Genomic DNA, 15902 nt, shown 5'->3' with positions numbered 1-15902 from the left:
AATGAAGAAAGGGTTTATGCTTTAAGATGAGTGAAGTAATTACGATTGCAAATCAAAAAGGCGGCGTCGGAAAGACGACCACAGCGGTTAATCTTGCTGCGTCGCTAGCGATAAAGAAAAAGCGGGTCCTACTGATCGACGTAGACCCTCAGGCGAACGCTACGACCGGGCTTGGCTTTAACCGCAGCGACTTTGAATTTAACATTTATCACGTCCTAACGGGGCGTAAGGGCATGTCCGAAGTGATCCAAAAGACCGAACTTGAGTTTATGGATTTAGTGCCGTCAAATATCGGACTTGTAGGCATCGAGCGCGAAGTAAGTGAAGAGAAAGACTTCAAACTAATGCTAAAAAATAAAATTTCGGAGGTTAAGGACAGATACGATTTCATCATCATAGATTCGCCGCCGACGCTCGGTAGCATTACGGTAAATGCCTTGGTCGCAAGCGATAGCGTCATCATCCCGATTCAGTGCGAATTCTATGCACTTGAAGGCGTCGCGCTGATCCTAAATACCGTAAAAGTCGTCAAGCAAACGCTCAATAAAAATTTAAAAATTCGCGGATTTTTGCCTACGATGTATAGTTTGCAAAACAATCTAGCCAAAGAAACGGTCGCGAATTTACGCGAGTATTTTGATGATAAGCTCTTTCGTATCGGCAAGAGTGATGATCTAGTCATCATTCCGCGCAATATTAAGCTAGCCGAAAGCCCAAGCTTTGGCAAGCCGGTGGTTTTATACGATATAAAATCCGCCGGCTCCATCGCCTATCAAGACCTCGCTAAATCCATAATGGAGCAAAAATGGGCAAGGTAAAAAGAGCGCTCGGGCGTGGGCTCGGTGCGATTTTAGACGACGTAGAAAGCTCCTATAACAGGGAGCTAGAAAGCGGAAATGCCGATAGCTTAGTTATCGAAATCGATGTCGATAAAATCGAGCCAAATCCATATCAACCGCGTCAAAGCTTCGATGAGGAGGCACTTAGGCAGCTAAGCGAGAGCATCGCCCGCCACGGGCTTATTCAGCCTATCATTGTTATTCAAAAAGATGATTCTTACGTCCTTATCGCCGGCGAGCGACGCCTAAGAGCGACGAAGCTTTTGGGCGAGAGTAAAATCAAAGCCGTAGTCGCGGACATAAAATCTCAAAATTTAAGAGAGCTTGCCCTCATCGAAAATATCCAGCGCGAGGATCTAAATCCTATCGAGCTTGCTAAGTCCTATAAGGAGCTCATCGGCGAATATAGGATCACGCAAGAGGAGTTAGCCGACATCATCAAAAAGTCCCGCACGCAGATTACCAACACGCTAAGACTTTTAAATTTATGCTCCGAAGTGCAAGACGCCATAAGCGCAGATAAAATTTCGCAAGGGCACGCCAAGATAATGGTTGGACTCGAAAAAGAGGATCAAATTTTAGCGCTAAATACCATTTTAGGACAGCGTCTAAGCGTAAGAGATACTGAAACTTTAGTCAAAAAGCTCAAAGATAAAACCGTTCCAAAAGAGAAAAAACCTGGCGTGGAATTTCAAAGCTTCAAGCCTGAGCTTTTAAAGCTAAAGGCCAAGCTTGATCAATTTGGTAAAATAAGTATCAAAGAGCGTAAAATTTCGATCGAATTTAGCGAAATTTTACAAATTTCCGAGTTTTTAAAGAAAATCGGATGATTTTTTATAGTGTATTTTAATTTTTCATATTGTAAAATACGCATTTTGTTTAAAACTAACCTAGAGGAGGTGCGATGCTAGACGTAAGTTTGACCGCCATGATAACGACCATCGTCGTATTTTTAGCTTTGATTTACTTCTTAAATATCAAGCTTTATAGACCGTTACTTTTGCATATGGAAAAGCGAGAAGCTATTATTAAAGAAGATGAGGCAAATGCGATGAAAAACGCACAGGATGCAGATGCCGATAAAGCAGAGATCGTAAGGATCATGGATGCTGCGAAGTTGCAGGCTGTTAAAATAAAGCAAGAGGCGATGGATAGTGCGAAGCAGGCTGCCGCCAGAGAAATAGCCGAGAAAAAAGCCGCGATGGAGGAGGATTTTGATCAATTCTTAGGCGGTTTGGATGAGCAAAAGCGCAACCTAAAAAATGATTTGCAAGCCAAAATTCCGGAATTTAAAAATGCCCTAAGCACTGCCGTGGCTAAAGTATGAGGTTTTTAGTATGAAAAAATATCTATTTTTATTTATCATTCCGGCGTTTGTTTTAGCAAACGGTGGGCACGATGGAGTCAAAGACTACGACGTGCTGTGGCGAAGCATAAATTTCATTTTGTTTTTCGGAATTTTGTTTTATCTTTTAAAAGGTCCCGCAAAAGCAGCATATCAAGGTAGAATCAACGGCATCGCATCTAGACTTGAGGCTAATCAAAAAATTTTAAAAGAGTCTGCAGCTCGCAAAGAGCAAGCTAAAAAAGATCTGCAAGATGCCAAGGTTCAAGGCGCAGCTTTAATCGAAACCGCTAAAAAAGAGATCGTGTTCGCCGCCGAAAAGATAAAAAATGCGACCGAGCAAGAGATTGCGAATTTGCAAAAATCTTTCGATGAGCAGAAAAGCTTTGAGGCGCGCAAGATCAAAAAAGAGGTCGTAAGCGAGATACTGGATGATGTTTTTGCATCGGACGACATTAAATTCGGTCAAGACAAACTGGTTAAAATCGTAGAGAAAAAGGTCGGATGATGATAAATAACACCTCAAAAAGATATGTAAACGCCCTGATACTGAGCTATAAAAAAGATGAACTATGCTCTGTTTTGCAGACGCTCGAGAGCGCTGCGAGTGCATTTAGAATTCCAAAATTCCAAGATATTGTGAAATCCCCGACGCTAAAAGAGGAATCCAAGGTGGAACTTATCGCGTCATTTATAAAAAATCCAAGCGAAAAAATCGTAAATTTTATTAAACTTTTAGCTAAGAATAGGCGTATTGCACTAATCCCGCAGATAGTCGAGGAACTGCGCAAGAATATTGCGGCGCTGGATAATAAATACTTAGGTAAAATTTATTCCGCTACCGAAATAGACGTCGCGAAAATAAAAGAGCTAGAGACTAAAATTTCAAAGAAATTTAATGCAGATATTACTCTGCAACCCGTTAAAAGCGAGCTTGACGGTATAAAGATAGAGGTCGAGGATTTGGGTTTTGAGATTAGTTTTTCAGTTGATAGATTGAAACAAAAAATGAGCGAATATATTTTAAAAGCAATTTAAAGGAGTAAAGCGTGGGCGCGAAAATTAAGGCAGACGAAATCAGTAGCATAATCAAAGAGCGAATCGAAAATTTCGATCTTAGCGTTGATATCGAAGAAACCGGCAAAGTCGTTTCGGTCGCAGACGGTGTTGCTAATGTTTACGGCTTAAAAAACGTAATGGCTAACGAGATGGTCGAATTCGAAAACGGAGCTCGTGGTATCGCGTTAAATTTAGAGGAGAGCAGTGTCGGCATCGTTATTTTAGGCGATACTAGCGGTATTAACGAAAGTAGTAGCGTTAAAAGACTGGGTAAGCTTTTGCGCGTTCCGGTAGGTGATGCCCTAATAGGTCGCGTGGTAAACGCTCTAGGCGAACCGATCGACGGCAAAGGCGCGATAGAGACCAGCGATACTAGATTTGTCGAAGAAAAGGCCAAAGGCATTATGGCTCGTAAATCCGTTCACGAGCCGCTTCAGACCGGCCTTAAGGCGATCGACGCGCTAGTGCCGATCGGTCGCGGACAGCGCGAGCTCATCATCGGCGACCGCCAAACAGGAAAAACCACCGTTGCTGTTGATACCATCATCAATCAAAAGGGCCAAGACGTCATCTGCATATATGTAGCAATCGGTCAGAAACAATCCACCGTCGCACAAGTCGTTAAAAAGCTTGAAGAATACGGCGCGATGGATTATACGATCGTAGTTGCAGCCGGTGCTAGCGAGGCAGCCGCGCTTCAGTATTTGGCTCCGTATTCGGGCTGCACCATGGGTGAGTATTTCAGAGATAATTCCCGCCACGCGCTTATCATATATGATGATTTAAGCAAGCATGCGGTCGCATATCGCGAGATGTCGCTTATCTTGCGCCGTCCGCCAGGACGTGAGGCGTATCCTGGCGACGTATTTTATCTACACTCCCGTTTGCTTGAGCGTGCTAGTAAGCTAAGCGACGCACTCGGCGCAGGCAGCCTAACGGCACTTCCTATTATCGAGACGCAAGCAGGTGATGTTTCGGCATATATCCCTACAAACGTCATCTCTATCACCGACGGTCAAATTTTCCTAGAATCTGGTCTATTTAACTCGGGAATTCGTCCTGCGATCAACGTGGGTCTTTCCGTTAGCCGCGTAGGCGGTTCTGCGCAGATTAAAGCGATCAAAAAGGTATCCGGAACCTTGCGTCTGGATCTTGCTCAATACCGCGAGCTTCAGGCGTTTGCGCAGTTTGCGAGCGACTTGGATGAAAGCAGCCGTAAGCAGCTGGATCGCGGACAAAGAATGGTTGAAATTTTAAAACAGCCTCCTTATTCGCCGCTTCCGGTCGAAAATCAAGTGGTCATCATCTTCGCGGGAAGCCGCGGATTTTTGGACGATATACCTGCAAGCTCGATCGGTAAATTTGAAGCCGAGCTCTATCCGTATATCGAGGCGAAATATCCTGAAATTTTTGAAGAGATCAGAAGCAAAAAAACCCTAGAAAAAGATCTGGAAGAAAATTTAATCAAGGCATTAAATGACTTTAAAGCGACGTTTGCCGCTTAAAAGGGCTAAATTATGGCAAATTTAAAAGATATAAAGCTACAGATCAAGAGCGTTAAAAATACGGAGAAGACCACCAAAGCTATGAAGCTGGTCTCCAACGTCAAGCTCAAAAACACCAAAGAGGCGGCGATGCGCTCGCGAGCTTATGCGGTGAAGATTAACGAGGTCTTAGGTGAAATTTCTGCGCGCGTTAAAAACTACGTAGGTAATAATTCAGGCAACGACGAAAAACTTAGAATTTTTGATACCACTCGAGAGGTAAAGGTGGTTGATCTGCTGTTTATCACCGCAGATAAAGGACTTTGTGGCGGTTTTAATATCAATACCATCAAAAAGATCAAAGCTTTGATCGAGGAGCTTAAGGCTAAAAAGATCAAGGTTCGCCTTCGCGCCGTCGGCAAAAAGGGGATAGAGTATTTTGATTTTCAAGGCATTGAGCTTTTGGAGCGATATATCGGCGTGAGCTCATCTCCATCGTCCGAGAAAGCTAACGAAATCGTCCAAGCCGCGGTTAAGGATTTTAATGAAGGTAAAACTGACGAAGTTATACTTATCCATAACGGCTATTTGAATATGATTACCCAAGAGATGCGGGTAAATACGTTGGTGCCAATCGGTGAGCCTGCGATTAGTGAGGATGCTTTAAAAACATCTACATTGGAAGTAGAGGTTGAAAGTCCTGAGGATGAAGAAACATTGATGTTAAATTTAATCCAGAGCTATCTTAGCTACAGCATGTATTACGCGCTGATCGACTCTTTGGCCGCGGAGCACTGCTCGAGAATGAACGCTATGGAGAATGCGACAAATAACGCCAAAGAACGCGTATCGCAGTTAAATTTAGCATACAACAAAGCCAGACAAGGCTCTATCACGACTGAGCTTATCGAGATCATAAGCGGCGTCGAATCAATGAAATGAAAGGAAAACGGATGAAAGGAATAATTTCTCAGGTAATGGGTCCCGTGGTCGATGTCGATTTCAAGGACTACTTGCCGAAGATTAATGAAGCTATCGAGGTTAAATTTGATGTCGAAGGCGCTCATCGCAGGCTGATCCTAGAGGTAGCTGCACACCTTGGAGACAATCGCGTCCGCACGATCGCTATGGATATGAGCGATGGACTGAGGCGAGGACTTGAGGCTACGGCTCTTGGCGCGCCTATTACGGTGCCAGTGGGCGAGAAGGTTTTGGGCAGAATTTTTAATGTCACGGGCGATCTGATCGACGAAGGCGAGGATGAAAAATTTGAAACCCGCTGGTCGATCCACAGAGATCCGCCTAGCTTTGAAAATCAAAGCACGAAGAGTGAAATTTTTGAAACCGGCATTAAGGTAGTCGATCTGCTAGCCCCTTACGCGAAGGGCGGCAAGGTAGGCTTATTCGGCGGTGCTGGCGTCGGCAAGACCGTCATCATCATGGAGTTAATCCACAACGTCGCTTTCAAACATAGCGGCTACTCCGTATTTGCGGGTGTCGGCGAGCGAACGAGAGAGGGAAACGACCTTTATAACGAGATGAAAGAATCGGGCGTTTTGGATAAAGTCGCCTTGACCTACGGTCAGATGAACGAGCCGCCGGGAGCGAGAAATCGTATCGCGCTAACCGGTCTTACGATGGCTGAGTATTTCCGCGACGAGCTAGGGCTTGACGTTTTGATGTTTATCGACAATATCTTCCGCTTCTCGCAGTCGGGTTCGGAGATGTCCGCGCTTTTAGGACGAATTCCATCTGCGGTCGGCTATCAGCCTACGCTTGCTAGCGAAATGGGTAAACTGCAAGAGCGCATTACTTCTACTAAGAAGGGCTCCATTACCTCCGTTCAGGCCGTTTACGTGCCTGCGGACGACCTTACCGATCCGGCTCCGGCGACCGTTTTTGCGCACCTTGATGCGACGACCGTTCTAAACAGAGCGATCGCCGAAAAAGGAATTTATCCTGCCGTCGATCCGCTTGATTCGACCTCAAGAATGCTTGATCCGCAAATTATCGGCGAGGAGCATTACAAGGTCGCTCGCGGCGTCCAGGCAGTGCTTCAAAAATACAAAGATTTGCAAGACATTATCGCGATTTTGGGTATGGACGAGCTTAGCGAAGAGGATAAACTCGTAGTCGAGCGCGCTAGAAAGATCGAGCGCTACCTATCTCAGCCGTTTTTCGTCGCCGAGGTATTTACCGGAAGCCCCGGCAAATATATCTCGCTAGAGGAGACTATCGCCGGATTTAAGGGAATTTTAGAGGGCAAATACGACGATCTGCCGGAAAATGCCTTTTACATGGTAGGAAATATCGACGAGGTAGTGGCAAAAGCTGAAAAGATGAAAGCATAGGAATTTTAAGATGAAAGAATTTTTGCTTTTAGATATCGTTACGCCCGAAGGGATGGTCTTTTCGGGCGAAGTTAAATCCGTCCAGCTTCCAGGTATCACCGGCGAGCTAGGCGTTTTGCCCGGGCATGCGAGCCTACTAACGGGACTTAAAGACAAAAGCGAAGGCGGAGTCGTCGAGATCGTGGATAGAGATGGCAAAAAGCAGCTTGTTTTGGTAAACGATGGATTCTTGGAAGTAGATGAGAAAAAAACTACTATTTTAGCCACCCAAGCCGTAGCTATAGGCGGCGATAGCGAAAATGCAGTCGCAAAGTCTTTGCAGCGAGCCAAAGATCTGCTTGCATCAATCAGCTCGGATACAGCAAATTCTGCGGCGATTATGGCTAGAGTAGACGAATTCGCAAGGCAAAGTTAAGTATGTTAGATCTAATTTTAAGTTATTTTACGAGAAGCACGTTTATTACTATATTCGTGCTTTCTTGGCTATCCATCTATTTTATCGTTACTTTTACGATCTTGATTTCCAGATACGTGGGTCTTAGCGCATGGCAGCATCGCGAAACTAAAGCGCTAGAATCCCTTTTAATGGGCGGCAGGATTTCACTTTCCGGCTCCATTTTCCAAAAGATAAACACCGAGAAAATTTCAAAAGAGGCTCTCGCTATTTATAAGGGCAAGGCGGAGCGAGACTCCACCAGCGGACTTACATGGCTATCCATCATCGCTTCTACCTCGCCTTTTATCGGGTTGTTCGGTACGGTCGTTAGTATCCTAGATACCTTTTCGAAGCTTGGCGGTGGAAATTCCGGTATCGAGACCATCGCTCCCGCGATCAGCGAGGCGCTAGTCGCCACCGGATGCGGAATTTTCGTAGCGATCCCAGCATATACTTTTAGTCTACTTATCAAACGCAAAGCCTACGAAGTGATGAGCATCATCAGCCGTACGGCGGATATTTTGCTATTTAAAGCAAACACCGGAAAAGCTATTTAATGTATAATTTCGACGAAAATCCAGAGTTAAATATCACTCCGCTCGTCGATATTATGCTTGTTTTGCTAGCGATTTTAATGGTCGCGCAAACGGCGATTATCTACGATGAAAAGATCGAACTGCCTAGTGGCTCAAAAGCACAGGTTTCGGAAAATACCGCGGAATTCTTGCTTGTGCGTATCGGCGAAGATCGCAAGGTTTATATCGACAAAAGCTCGATGAGCCTAGCTGAATTCCCAGATAATCTCGTGCTGCTTAAAGGCACCGGCAAGTATAGCTTGGAAAAACCCGTCTATATCCAAGCCGACAAGAGACTCGTTTATGACGATGTAATGTTTGTCTTAAAAAGCTTAAAACAAGCGGGTTTTACAAAAGTCGCACTTCAAACAAATGGCTAATTATTCAAATTTTACGGGGGTTAAATACGATAATTTTAAATCGTTTTTAATCGCCCTTTTTGCCTATCTACTGGTGATTTTTGTTCTTTTATATCAAATTTCAAAGCCGCAGGAAAAATTTAAAAAATATACTGACAATCCCAACGATTATATGGATGTTACTTTTGATTTCGAAATAGATGATAAACTTCCGTCCGCGCCTGAAATCGCTAAAGAAACGAAGCAGGGCGAGTTTGAAAATAAGAATACTAAGGACGTGCCGGAGGATAAAATTAAGACTACGGCGCAAATAGTTCCGTCACCTCCGGTGCAGGCAAAGCCGAAAGAGCCCGAAAAGCCGAAGGAAGAGCCGAAGCCGGAACCTAAAAAGGACGAGCCTAAAGCTGAGCCCAAAAAAGAGGAGCCCAAGCCTGAGCCTAAGTTGGAAGATAAACCTTCCGAAAAAGTAGTAGAGAAAAAAGAGGAAACTAAGCCGGAGCCAAAAAAAGAGGAAAAACCGAGCTTGAGCGATCTTTTTTCGGATACGACTAAGGATAATAAGAAGCTTGAGGAGAGCGCTAAAGCTAGCGACGCCGTTCAGAGTAACAAAAAGTCCGATAAAGAAACCGCCACCTCTAGTGCTAAGGATAAAGCGGCATCTAAAAATGCTGTGGTCAAATCCGATAAGCTTGGCGGCAGGACGCAAAGGACGGGCGAGTATAACGCTTATTACGGCGCTATCGAGAAGAAGCTTCAAGTTCTATGGAGCAGATATGTGGCAACCGCGAAGGACGACGCAAGGATTAAAATAGTCTTTAGCGCAGATGGGCGAGTGGCGGATTATACTATTATAGAGTTGGGGCGAGAGACTGAATTTAACCAGAAGTTGCGAGATTTTTTGGATAATCTATCGACTCAGAGTTTCCCGAAATCTCCCGACGGAGCGTCGCACGAGATTGATACTAGGATGTCCGACGTAATGAAGACAAATTAGAATTTGTAAGGAAAAAAAGTGAAGAGACTTTTTTGTATTTTTGCGTTTTGCTGTATGCTTTTTGCGACGGATTCGGAACAGAATTTTACTTATGAAAGAAATTCCGTTTCGCAAAAATCTGGTAAAATTCAAATTTCAAAGGAGCTAGATGCTTATTTTTCGCAGATGGCGTCGAAATTGCAAGCTCTATGGACGAAGTATCAAGCAGGCATTTCCGATGAGGCTAGAGTCCGCATAGAATTTAGCAACAATGGACGAGTTTTAAATTATCAAATTTTAGAGCTTGGGCGTAGCACAGAATTTAACCAAAAGCTAAGGAAATTTTTAGATGAGCTTCCTAAGCGAAGCTTTCCAAAATCACCGGATAATAAATCTCACACATTTGAAATGGTATTATCCGACGTAGCAAATTAAATTTAAGGAGAAAAGATGAAGAAACTACTTTTGATTCTTGCATTTTGTAGTAGCATTTTCGCGGCAGATGCGACTATGTCTATCGTAAACGAAGGGGTAAATCTCCCTAAAATCGTTGTTCAGGATGCATCGAACCTTGCAAATTCAGAATTTGGCAACAAATTCTTTAAACTTATGGTGGGCGATCTAAAGGTCGGCGCCACTTTCGAGGTCAGCGACGAGTATCTACAAAGTAGCTATGATGCGGGCGCTTCCGACAATCTAGGCTCTAGCGGTGCCGCTCTTATCGTGCGCTACGCGGTAAGTGATAAAAGCTCGCCGATGAGCCTAAAAGCCAAAGTGCTTGAGGCAAACAGCGGCAGGGTGATGTACGAGAAGAGCTTTACGCTATCAAATGCCGAGAAATATCCGTTTTTAGCCCATATGGCGGTATCTGAGATCGTCAAGCAGCTAGGGTACTCAAACGTCGATTGGATGAAGGAGATGATTTTGCTCTCTCGCTACACTTCGACGCGTGAGAGTGAGATCATGGTGGCTGACTATACGCTTACCTACCAGCAGGTGGTGCTTCGCGGCGGATTAAATATCTTCCCTAAATGGGCAAGCGCGGCGCAGAACGAATTTTATTACACCTATTACGTCAATAAAAATACGCCCGCTATCTATAAATTTAATCTATCCAACGGTAGCAAAAGTAAAATTTTTACCGGTCACGGCATGACAATAGCTTCGGATGTAAGTGCCGACGGCAGAAAGCTTCTAATTACCAATGCGCCTAAAGATCAACCCGATATTTATTTGTATGATATAGCCTCGGGCAGCGCTAAGCAAATTACCGATTACGCTGGCATTGATGTAAATGGAAATTTTATCGACGGCGATTCGCGCGTGGCTTTTGTGAGCGATCGTTTAGGTTATCCAAACGTATTTGCCACTAGCATAAACGGCGGTAACGTTCAGCAGCTCGTCTATCACGGCAAAAATAATAACTCCATCAGCACAAATGGCAATTATGTTACTTACTCTAGTCGCGACGGCGGGGGCGGATTTAATATATATTTAATCTCAACTCAAACCGATATGATTCGCCAGTTAACGGCTAGCGGCAAAAATATGTTTCCTAGATTTTCTAGCGATGGCGGCAGCATTATGTTTATCAAGCAAGACGGCAGCGGAAGCTCGGTAGGTATTATCAGAGTTAACGAGAATAAAAGTTTCCAATTTCCGTTAAGAGTGGGTAAAATTCAATCGGTTGATTGGTAAAATATTAAAAAATCTCGTGATATAATGACTTCAATTTTTTTTGAAAGGATAGAAAATGAAACATTTAGTTTTATCTTCGATAGCAGTTGCTGCTCTATTATTGAGCGGTTGTTCTAAAAAGACCCCAGAGGCCGATACTACAAGCACAAGTAATGCAGATAGACTAGCTGCTTTGGCATCTCAGATCCAAAGTGAAGTTGGCACTGTTTATTTCGACTTTGATAAATTTAATATTAGAGCCGATCAACAAGGCACAATCAATAACAATGCAGCTCTATTCAACCAAGCAGGCGCAGAGTCTCTAACCGTTAAAGTTGAGGGTAACTGCGATGAGTGGGGTTCTGATGAGTACAACTATGCTCTTGGTCTAAAGAGAGCTACTGCAGCTAAAGACGCATTGGTTGCTCAAGGCGTAAATGAGAGCAGAATTTCCGTAGTAAGCTACGGCGAAAGCAATATGGTTTGCACAGAGCATTCTAAAGAGTGCGATGCTCAAAACAGACGCGACGAATTCAAAGTTGGATTCTAATTTGAAATTTAAAAATTTCACGGTGGCGGCTCTTTTGGGAGCTGCCACTTTTTTAAATGCAGAAACTTCTGCATTTGATGCTGGCAATATTGATTCAGGCAGCTCTTACGGACTAACTGAAAACGAGCAAGTATTGCGCGATAACCGCAAGCGTATAAGCGAAATGCAAACTAGTGTAGATAATACACGCGAGAGTGTCGAAGGTTTGCGAAGCGTTCTTGAAGGAACAAATTCTAAAATTTCGAACCTGGAAAATAGGGTGGCAGATCTAGAAATTCGCGCTACTGGCAAAAGCCAAGGCAGCAGCGAGCTAGATCAGATGAAACGAGATATCGCTACTATAAAAGCTCAAATCGCAGAGATCAATAAAAAATTAGGCAGCGGCGGCAGCGTAAAAAAAAACGCTGAATTAGACGCAGGCACTGCTCCGGCTCCCGCTAGCACAAAAACAGATTCCGATTTTAAATCAAAAGATCAGGCTTCAGTGTTGAAAGAGGCCGACGCTTTATATTCTAAAAAAGACTATTCCGGCGCAAAAGAGCGCTACACCTATCTAGTATCCAAAAATTACAAGCCGGCGAAGGCAAACTATATGCTGGGCGAAATTTCATATTTTTCCGGCTCATACGCAGAAGCGATAAACTATTATAAAAAGAGCATCTCGCACAACGAGAGCCAAGACTACACCCCAAAACTTCTTTATCATACCGCGATCAGCTTCGATAAGATCGGCGATAAAGACAGCGCAGATAAATTCTACAAAGCGTTAAAGGCTTCATATCCAGACTCCAAAGAAGCTAAAGCTGCGTCCACTAGATAATCTAAATTTAAATACAAACTCAAAATAAAATTCTAAACAGGAGAAAACTATGGCTAACAACCGAGTTATAAAGATGCATTATGAGCTAAAAGACGGCAAAACCGGTGAAATTTTAGAGTCAAATTTAAACTCCGACCCGATCGCCTTTCTTAGCGGTAAAGATCAAATCATCCAAAAGCTGGAAGATGAAATTTTAAATCTACAAGCGGGCGAGAGCAAAACGGTTCGCATAAGCCCGAGCGACGGGGTCGGCGAGTATAGAGAGGATGCCGTGCAGATCCTGCCTAAAGAGCAGTTTGCGGGCATCGATCTGGTCGTCGGTATGGAGCTTTTCGGTCAGGCGGAGGACGGCGCGACTACCCGCGTGAGCGTCAAAGCTATCGGCGAGCAGGATGTCACCATCGACTTTAACCATCCATTCGCGGGCAAAGAGCTGGAATTTAACGTAAAAATCGTCGAGAACCGAGAAGCGACGGCGGACGAAATTCTTACCGGCCAGCCGGAGGGTGCGCACAGCTGCGGCTGCGGACACAGCCATCACGAGGGACACGAGTGCTGCGGCGGACACGGACACGATCACGCAGAGGATCACGAGTGTTGCGGAGGCCATGGGCATGCAGACGGTCATGAATGCTGCGGGGGCCACGATCACGGGAAAGATCACGAGTGCTGCGGCGGGCACCATCACGAACATTAGGATTTTTTATGAAATTTGCTTTTATCTTCCCCGGACAGGGCTGCCAAAGCGTAGGCATGGGCATGGAGTTTTACGAGAGCTCCGATCCTGCGCGCGCGCTTTTGGATGAGGCTTCAGACTTTACGGGCATCGATTTTAAAAATTTACTATTTGAGCCTAACGACAAGCTCGACGTTTCGGAATTTACGCAGCCTGCGATTGCATTAAATTCCATGATGGCGCTTGCGGCGCTACAAGAAAGGCTGGATCAAGAAAAGCTTAGCATCGCTCCGCAGTTTTTACTCGGACACTCACTGGGCGAGTTTAGCGCGCTAAGCGCTGCGGGAGGAATAGAGCCGAAGCAGATGCTAAAGCTAGTAAATATTCGCGGCAGGCTTATGCAGAGCGCCTGCGAGGGCAAAGGTGCCGGAATGATGGTGATCTTGGCTCTTGCCGACGAGGCGGTTGAAAAAATTTGCGCGGATGCGACGAGCGCAGGCAAGCAGGTTTGGGCGGCGAATTATAACTGCGACGGGCAGATCGTAGTCGCTGGCAAAAAAGATGATCTCGCAGCGCTTGAAGGCGAGTTTAAAGCCGCGGGCGCAAAGCGCGCAATGCTACTTAATATGAGCGTCGCGAGCCACTGCCCGATGCTAGGGAGTGCTAGCGACGAGCTTTTGGAATTTTTGCGCCCCGCGTTAAAAGAGAGCTTTGCCCCCGTCGTCGCTAATGCCACAGCGCGCGCATACACGACGAAATCCGAAGCGCTAGAGCTGCTGAAAGCCCAGCTTATTGGCCCTGTGCTTTACAAGCAAAGTATCAAAAATTATGAGGGTGAGGCGGACTGCTTCGTCGAGTTCGGCGCGACGGTTTTAAAAGGGATAAACAAAAAGATCACGCAAAAGCCGACTTTCAGCATCACGGATCTTGCGAGCCTAGACGAGTTTCTAAAATTTGCAAAGGAGAATGGATGAAAGTAGCGATCTTAGGCGCCATGCCCGAAGAGATCGAGCCGCTGCTGTCCGCGCTGCGCGAGCGGGGCGTGAGCGTGGAGGCTGTGGAGCACGCGAATAATAAATTCTACGCCGCTAAGCTTAACGGCCACGATCTCGTGATCGCGTATTCGAAGATCGGCAAGGTAAATTCCGCCCTGACCGCTACGGTTATGATCGAGAGATTCGGCGCGCGCGCGCTCATTTTTACGGGCGTCGCGGGGGCTTTGAAGCGCGGCATTAAGATCGGCGAAATTTTATACGCTACCGCGCTCGTGCAGCACGATCTGGACATCACGGCGTTTGGGCATCCGCACGGATTCGTGCCGGGAAGTAAAATTTCGGTTCAAACCGACGCGAAGCTAAATTCTATCGCGCAAAGCGTCGCCGAGCAGCTAGGCATCACGCTAAAATCGGGCGTCATCGCTAGCGGCGATCAGTTCGTAAGCGGTGAGGAGCGCAAGAGCTGGATCGAGCGGACGTTTGACGCGAGCGCGGTCGAGATGGAGGGAGCGAGCGTAGCGCAGGTGTGCGACGCGCTGGGCGTGCCGTTTTGCGTGCTGCGCGCGATAAGCGACGAGGCGGGACACAAAGCCGAGTTCGATTTTGACGAGTTTATGGTAAAAAGCGCGCAAACGAGCGCAAATTTCGTCCTAAAAATGATCGAAAGGTTATGATAAACCTCTCCAAAAAGCTACTTCGCCGCGTCGGACAAACTAACGCCAAATACAAGATGTTTGAGCGCGGCGATAAAATTTTACTAGCTCTTAGCGGCGGCAAGGACAGCATGAGCCTGGCGCACGTGCTGAAGTATTTCCAAAGCGTAAGCCCGCTAGATTGGGAGTTTCGAGCCGTCACCGTTACTTACGGTATCGGCGAGGATCTGCGCGAGATAAGCGCGCATTTTAAAGAGCACGAGATCCCCTACGAGATAATCGATACTAAAATTTTTGAATTCGGCAAGGAAAAGATCCGCGCAAACACCACGTTTTGCAGCTTTTGCTCGCGTATGAGGCGCGGATACATCTACTCCTACGCGCTCGAACACGGCTTTAATAAGATCGCCATCGCCCACCACCTCGATGACGCCGCGGAGAGCTTTTTTATGAATTTCACCTTCAACGGCGCGCTTCGCACTCTCGCTCCGCGCTATGTCGCCGAAAACGGGCTTGTGATCATCCGTCCGTTCATTCTTGTGCGCGAGCGCCAAATCGCCGCCTGCGCCAGAGATAACGAGCTTCCGATCATGCGCGAGGAGGATGTCTGTCCCGCGAGGCAATACGGCGGCAAGGAACCCACCGCGCGCGCCGCTACGAAAGAGCTTCTGGCGCAGTATGAAAAAGCTCATCCGAGGTTTTTTATCAGCCTGCAAGCCGCCTTTGCCAACATCCACGAAGATACTTTTTTCGAGCCTAAATTTTAAAATTTTAAGCGGTCTGTACTCCTCCGCTCAAGCGAATTCAAAGCGCGCAGTTCTTGCGATAACATGAGTTTCGTACGCCTAGTTCGATTTTTCGGCTTGAATGAGCCTGACACACGCAAGAGCAGTTGTCTCCCTGTGCTCGAACGAACCGCGAGCCGCAGCGCGAGCGTTGGATCACTGCGTTTAAGCTGCAGCACGAGCGATTGCGCTCCTGCGTCCGAAGCTGTGCACGAGCCACAGCGAATAGCTATCCTCCTACGTCCGACTGCGCGCTAGAGTGGCGTACTTCTGCGTCCGAAGCTGTGCGCACGAACTGCGCGAACAGTTACCCCCCCCCATTCCG

At 46.0% G+C, this 15902-nt stretch carries 20 protein-coding genes; all 20 read left to right on the top strand.

From position 1 onward, the window contains the following. The first annotated feature begins 26 nt into the window (after positions 1-26). The 20 genes from Q0236_RS03350 to Q0236_RS03255 all read left to right on the top strand — a co-directional run bounded on the left by Q0236_RS03350 (position 27) and on the right by Q0236_RS03255 (position 15559). Entirely contained in the window at positions 27-818 is a 792-nt protein-coding gene (locus Q0236_RS03350; protein WP_297900595.1) for a ParA family protein, read from the top strand. Next, positions 806-1669, top strand: a complete 864-nt coding sequence (locus tag Q0236_RS03345; RefSeq protein WP_297915144.1) for a ParB/RepB/Spo0J family partition protein — start codon at positions 806-808, stop codon at positions 1667-1669. The genes Q0236_RS03350 and Q0236_RS03345 overlap by 13 nt, the downstream gene beginning before the upstream one ends. Positions 1670-1743: 74 nt before the next feature. Then, entirely contained in the window at positions 1744-2166 is a 423-nt protein-coding gene (locus Q0236_RS03340) for a F0F1 ATP synthase subunit B' (protein ID WP_297900601.1), read from the top strand. Between the two features lie 10 nt (positions 2167-2176). Beyond that, a complete protein-coding gene (locus Q0236_RS03335) occupies positions 2177-2692 on the top strand; it encodes a F0F1 ATP synthase subunit B (RefSeq protein ID WP_297915141.1) in 516 nt (171 codons plus the stop codon). Further along, a complete protein-coding gene (locus tag Q0236_RS03330) occupies positions 2692-3222 on the top strand; it encodes a F0F1 ATP synthase subunit delta (RefSeq protein WP_297915138.1) in 531 nt (176 codons plus the stop codon). The genes Q0236_RS03335 and Q0236_RS03330 overlap by 1 nt, the downstream gene beginning before the upstream one ends. Before the next feature lie 11 nt (positions 3223-3233). Then, positions 3234-4748 carry a F0F1 ATP synthase subunit alpha gene (atpA, locus tag Q0236_RS03325; protein WP_297915135.1) on the top strand — a complete coding sequence of 505 codons (1515 nt, stop codon included), beginning with the start codon at positions 3234-3236 and terminating at the stop codon, positions 4746-4748. A gap of 12 nt (positions 4749-4760) precedes the next feature. Then, positions 4761-5669: an ATP synthase F1 subunit gamma gene (gene atpG / locus Q0236_RS03320; protein ID WP_297915132.1), complete on the top strand. Its 909-nt coding sequence runs from the start codon at positions 4761-4763 to the stop codon at positions 5667-5669. An 11-nt stretch (positions 5670-5680) separates the two neighbouring features. Further along, entirely contained in the window at positions 5681-7078 is a 1398-nt protein-coding gene (gene atpD / locus Q0236_RS03315) for a F0F1 ATP synthase subunit beta (protein ID WP_295151010.1), read from the top strand. Between the two features lie 10 nt (positions 7079-7088). After that, entirely contained in the window at positions 7089-7493 is a 405-nt protein-coding gene (atpC, locus tag Q0236_RS03310) for an ATP synthase F1 subunit epsilon (RefSeq protein ID WP_297915129.1), read from the top strand. Between the two features lie 2 nt (positions 7494-7495). After that, complete coding sequence (locus Q0236_RS03305; protein WP_297915126.1) at positions 7496-8071, top strand: MotA/TolQ/ExbB proton channel family protein; 576 nt, start codon at positions 7496-7498, stop codon at positions 8069-8071. Further along, positions 8071-8469 (top strand): biopolymer transporter ExbD, encoded by a 399-nt coding sequence (locus Q0236_RS03300; protein WP_005869629.1) that lies wholly within the window; start codon positions 8071-8073, stop codon positions 8467-8469. Before Q0236_RS03305 ends, Q0236_RS03300 begins: the two co-directional genes overlap by 1 nt. Continuing rightward, positions 8462-9442 carry a TonB C-terminal domain-containing protein gene (locus Q0236_RS03295; RefSeq protein ID WP_297915123.1) on the top strand — a complete coding sequence of 327 codons (981 nt, stop codon included), beginning with the start codon at positions 8462-8464 and terminating at the stop codon, positions 9440-9442. Before Q0236_RS03300 ends, Q0236_RS03295 begins: the two co-directional genes overlap by 8 nt. 18 nt (positions 9443-9460) lie before the next feature. Beyond that, positions 9461-9856, top strand: a complete 396-nt coding sequence (locus Q0236_RS03290) for a TonB C-terminal domain-containing protein (RefSeq protein WP_297900620.1) — start codon at positions 9461-9463, stop codon at positions 9854-9856. Between the two features lie 15 nt (positions 9857-9871). After that, positions 9872-11119 (top strand): Tol-Pal system protein TolB, encoded by a 1248-nt coding sequence (gene tolB / locus Q0236_RS03285; RefSeq protein ID WP_177389413.1) that lies wholly within the window; start codon positions 9872-9874, stop codon positions 11117-11119. 55 nt (positions 11120-11174) lie between these two features. Then, positions 11175-11648 carry an OmpA family protein gene (locus Q0236_RS03280; protein ID WP_297915120.1) on the top strand — a complete coding sequence of 158 codons (474 nt, stop codon included), beginning with the start codon at positions 11175-11177 and terminating at the stop codon, positions 11646-11648. Further along, a complete protein-coding gene (locus Q0236_RS03275; RefSeq protein ID WP_297915117.1) occupies positions 11608-12468 on the top strand; it encodes a tetratricopeptide repeat protein in 861 nt (286 codons plus the stop codon). Before Q0236_RS03280 ends, Q0236_RS03275 begins: the two co-directional genes overlap by 41 nt. A gap of 49 nt (positions 12469-12517) precedes the next feature. Continuing rightward, a complete protein-coding gene (locus Q0236_RS03270) occupies positions 12518-13165 on the top strand; it encodes an FKBP-type peptidyl-prolyl cis-trans isomerase (RefSeq protein WP_297915114.1) in 648 nt (215 codons plus the stop codon). 8 nt (positions 13166-13173) lie between these two features. Next, positions 13174-14118, top strand: a complete 945-nt coding sequence (gene fabD / locus Q0236_RS03265; RefSeq protein ID WP_297915111.1) for an ACP S-malonyltransferase — start codon at positions 13174-13176, stop codon at positions 14116-14118. Then, a complete protein-coding gene (locus Q0236_RS03260) occupies positions 14115-14813 on the top strand; it encodes a 5'-methylthioadenosine/adenosylhomocysteine nucleosidase (protein WP_297881193.1) in 699 nt (232 codons plus the stop codon). Before fabD ends, Q0236_RS03260 begins: the two co-directional genes overlap by 4 nt. Next, on the top strand, positions 14810-15559 hold the full coding sequence (locus Q0236_RS03255) for an ATP-binding protein (protein WP_297915108.1): 750 nt from the start codon (positions 14810-14812) through the stop codon (positions 15557-15559). Before Q0236_RS03260 ends, Q0236_RS03255 begins: the two co-directional genes overlap by 4 nt. Positions 15560-15902: the final 343 nt, after the last annotated feature.

The organism is uncultured Campylobacter sp., from assembly GCF_938031315.1.
Taxonomy (GTDB): domain Bacteria; phylum Campylobacterota; class Campylobacteria; order Campylobacterales; family Campylobacteraceae; genus Campylobacter_B.
Note: the sequence above shows the minus strand (reverse complement) of the source record. Positions and strands in the feature narration are given on the sequence as shown.

What these genes read in the sequence shown, in the direction of transcription:
- Q0236_RS03275 (WP_297915117.1), top strand. Translation starts at nt 11,608, where the DNA reads ATGCTCAAAACAGACGCGACGAATTCAAAGTTGGATTCTAATTTGAAA.
- Q0236_RS03280 (WP_297915120.1), top strand. Translation starts at nt 11,175, where the DNA reads ATGAAACATTTAGTTTTATCTTCGATAGCAGTTGCTGCTCTATTATTG.
- Q0236_RS03350 (WP_297900595.1), top strand. Translation starts at nt 27, where the DNA reads ATGAGTGAAGTAATTACGATTGCAAATCAAAAAGGCGGCGTCGGAAAG.
- Q0236_RS03340 (WP_297900601.1), top strand. Translation starts at nt 1,744, where the DNA reads ATGCTAGACGTAAGTTTGACCGCCATGATAACGACCATCGTCGTATTT.
- Q0236_RS03255 (WP_297915108.1), top strand. Translation starts at nt 14,810, where the DNA reads ATGATAAACCTCTCCAAAAAGCTACTTCGCCGCGTCGGACAAACTAAC.
- Q0236_RS03335 (WP_297915141.1), top strand. Translation starts at nt 2,177, where the DNA reads ATGAAAAAATATCTATTTTTATTTATCATTCCGGCGTTTGTTTTAGCA.
- Q0236_RS03260 (WP_297881193.1), top strand. Translation starts at nt 14,115, where the DNA reads ATGAAAGTAGCGATCTTAGGCGCCATGCCCGAAGAGATCGAGCCGCTG.
- Q0236_RS03270 (WP_297915114.1), top strand. Translation starts at nt 12,518, where the DNA reads ATGGCTAACAACCGAGTTATAAAGATGCATTATGAGCTAAAAGACGGC.
- Q0236_RS03295 (WP_297915123.1), top strand. Translation starts at nt 8,462, where the DNA reads ATGGCTAATTATTCAAATTTTACGGGGGTTAAATACGATAATTTTAAA.
- tolB (WP_177389413.1), top strand. Translation starts at nt 9,872, where the DNA reads ATGAAGAAACTACTTTTGATTCTTGCATTTTGTAGTAGCATTTTCGCG.
- atpD (WP_295151010.1), top strand. Translation starts at nt 5,681, where the DNA reads ATGAAAGGAATAATTTCTCAGGTAATGGGTCCCGTGGTCGATGTCGAT.
- atpC (WP_297915129.1), top strand. Translation starts at nt 7,089, where the DNA reads ATGAAAGAATTTTTGCTTTTAGATATCGTTACGCCCGAAGGGATGGTC.
- Q0236_RS03300 (WP_005869629.1), top strand. Translation starts at nt 8,071, where the DNA reads ATGTATAATTTCGACGAAAATCCAGAGTTAAATATCACTCCGCTCGTC.
- Q0236_RS03345 (WP_297915144.1), top strand. Translation starts at nt 806, where the DNA reads ATGGGCAAGGTAAAAAGAGCGCTCGGGCGTGGGCTCGGTGCGATTTTA.
- atpG (WP_297915132.1), top strand. Translation starts at nt 4,761, where the DNA reads ATGGCAAATTTAAAAGATATAAAGCTACAGATCAAGAGCGTTAAAAAT.
- Q0236_RS03330 (WP_297915138.1), top strand. Translation starts at nt 2,692, where the DNA reads ATGATAAATAACACCTCAAAAAGATATGTAAACGCCCTGATACTGAGC.
- Q0236_RS03305 (WP_297915126.1), top strand. Translation starts at nt 7,496, where the DNA reads ATGTTAGATCTAATTTTAAGTTATTTTACGAGAAGCACGTTTATTACT.
- fabD (WP_297915111.1), top strand. Translation starts at nt 13,174, where the DNA reads ATGAAATTTGCTTTTATCTTCCCCGGACAGGGCTGCCAAAGCGTAGGC.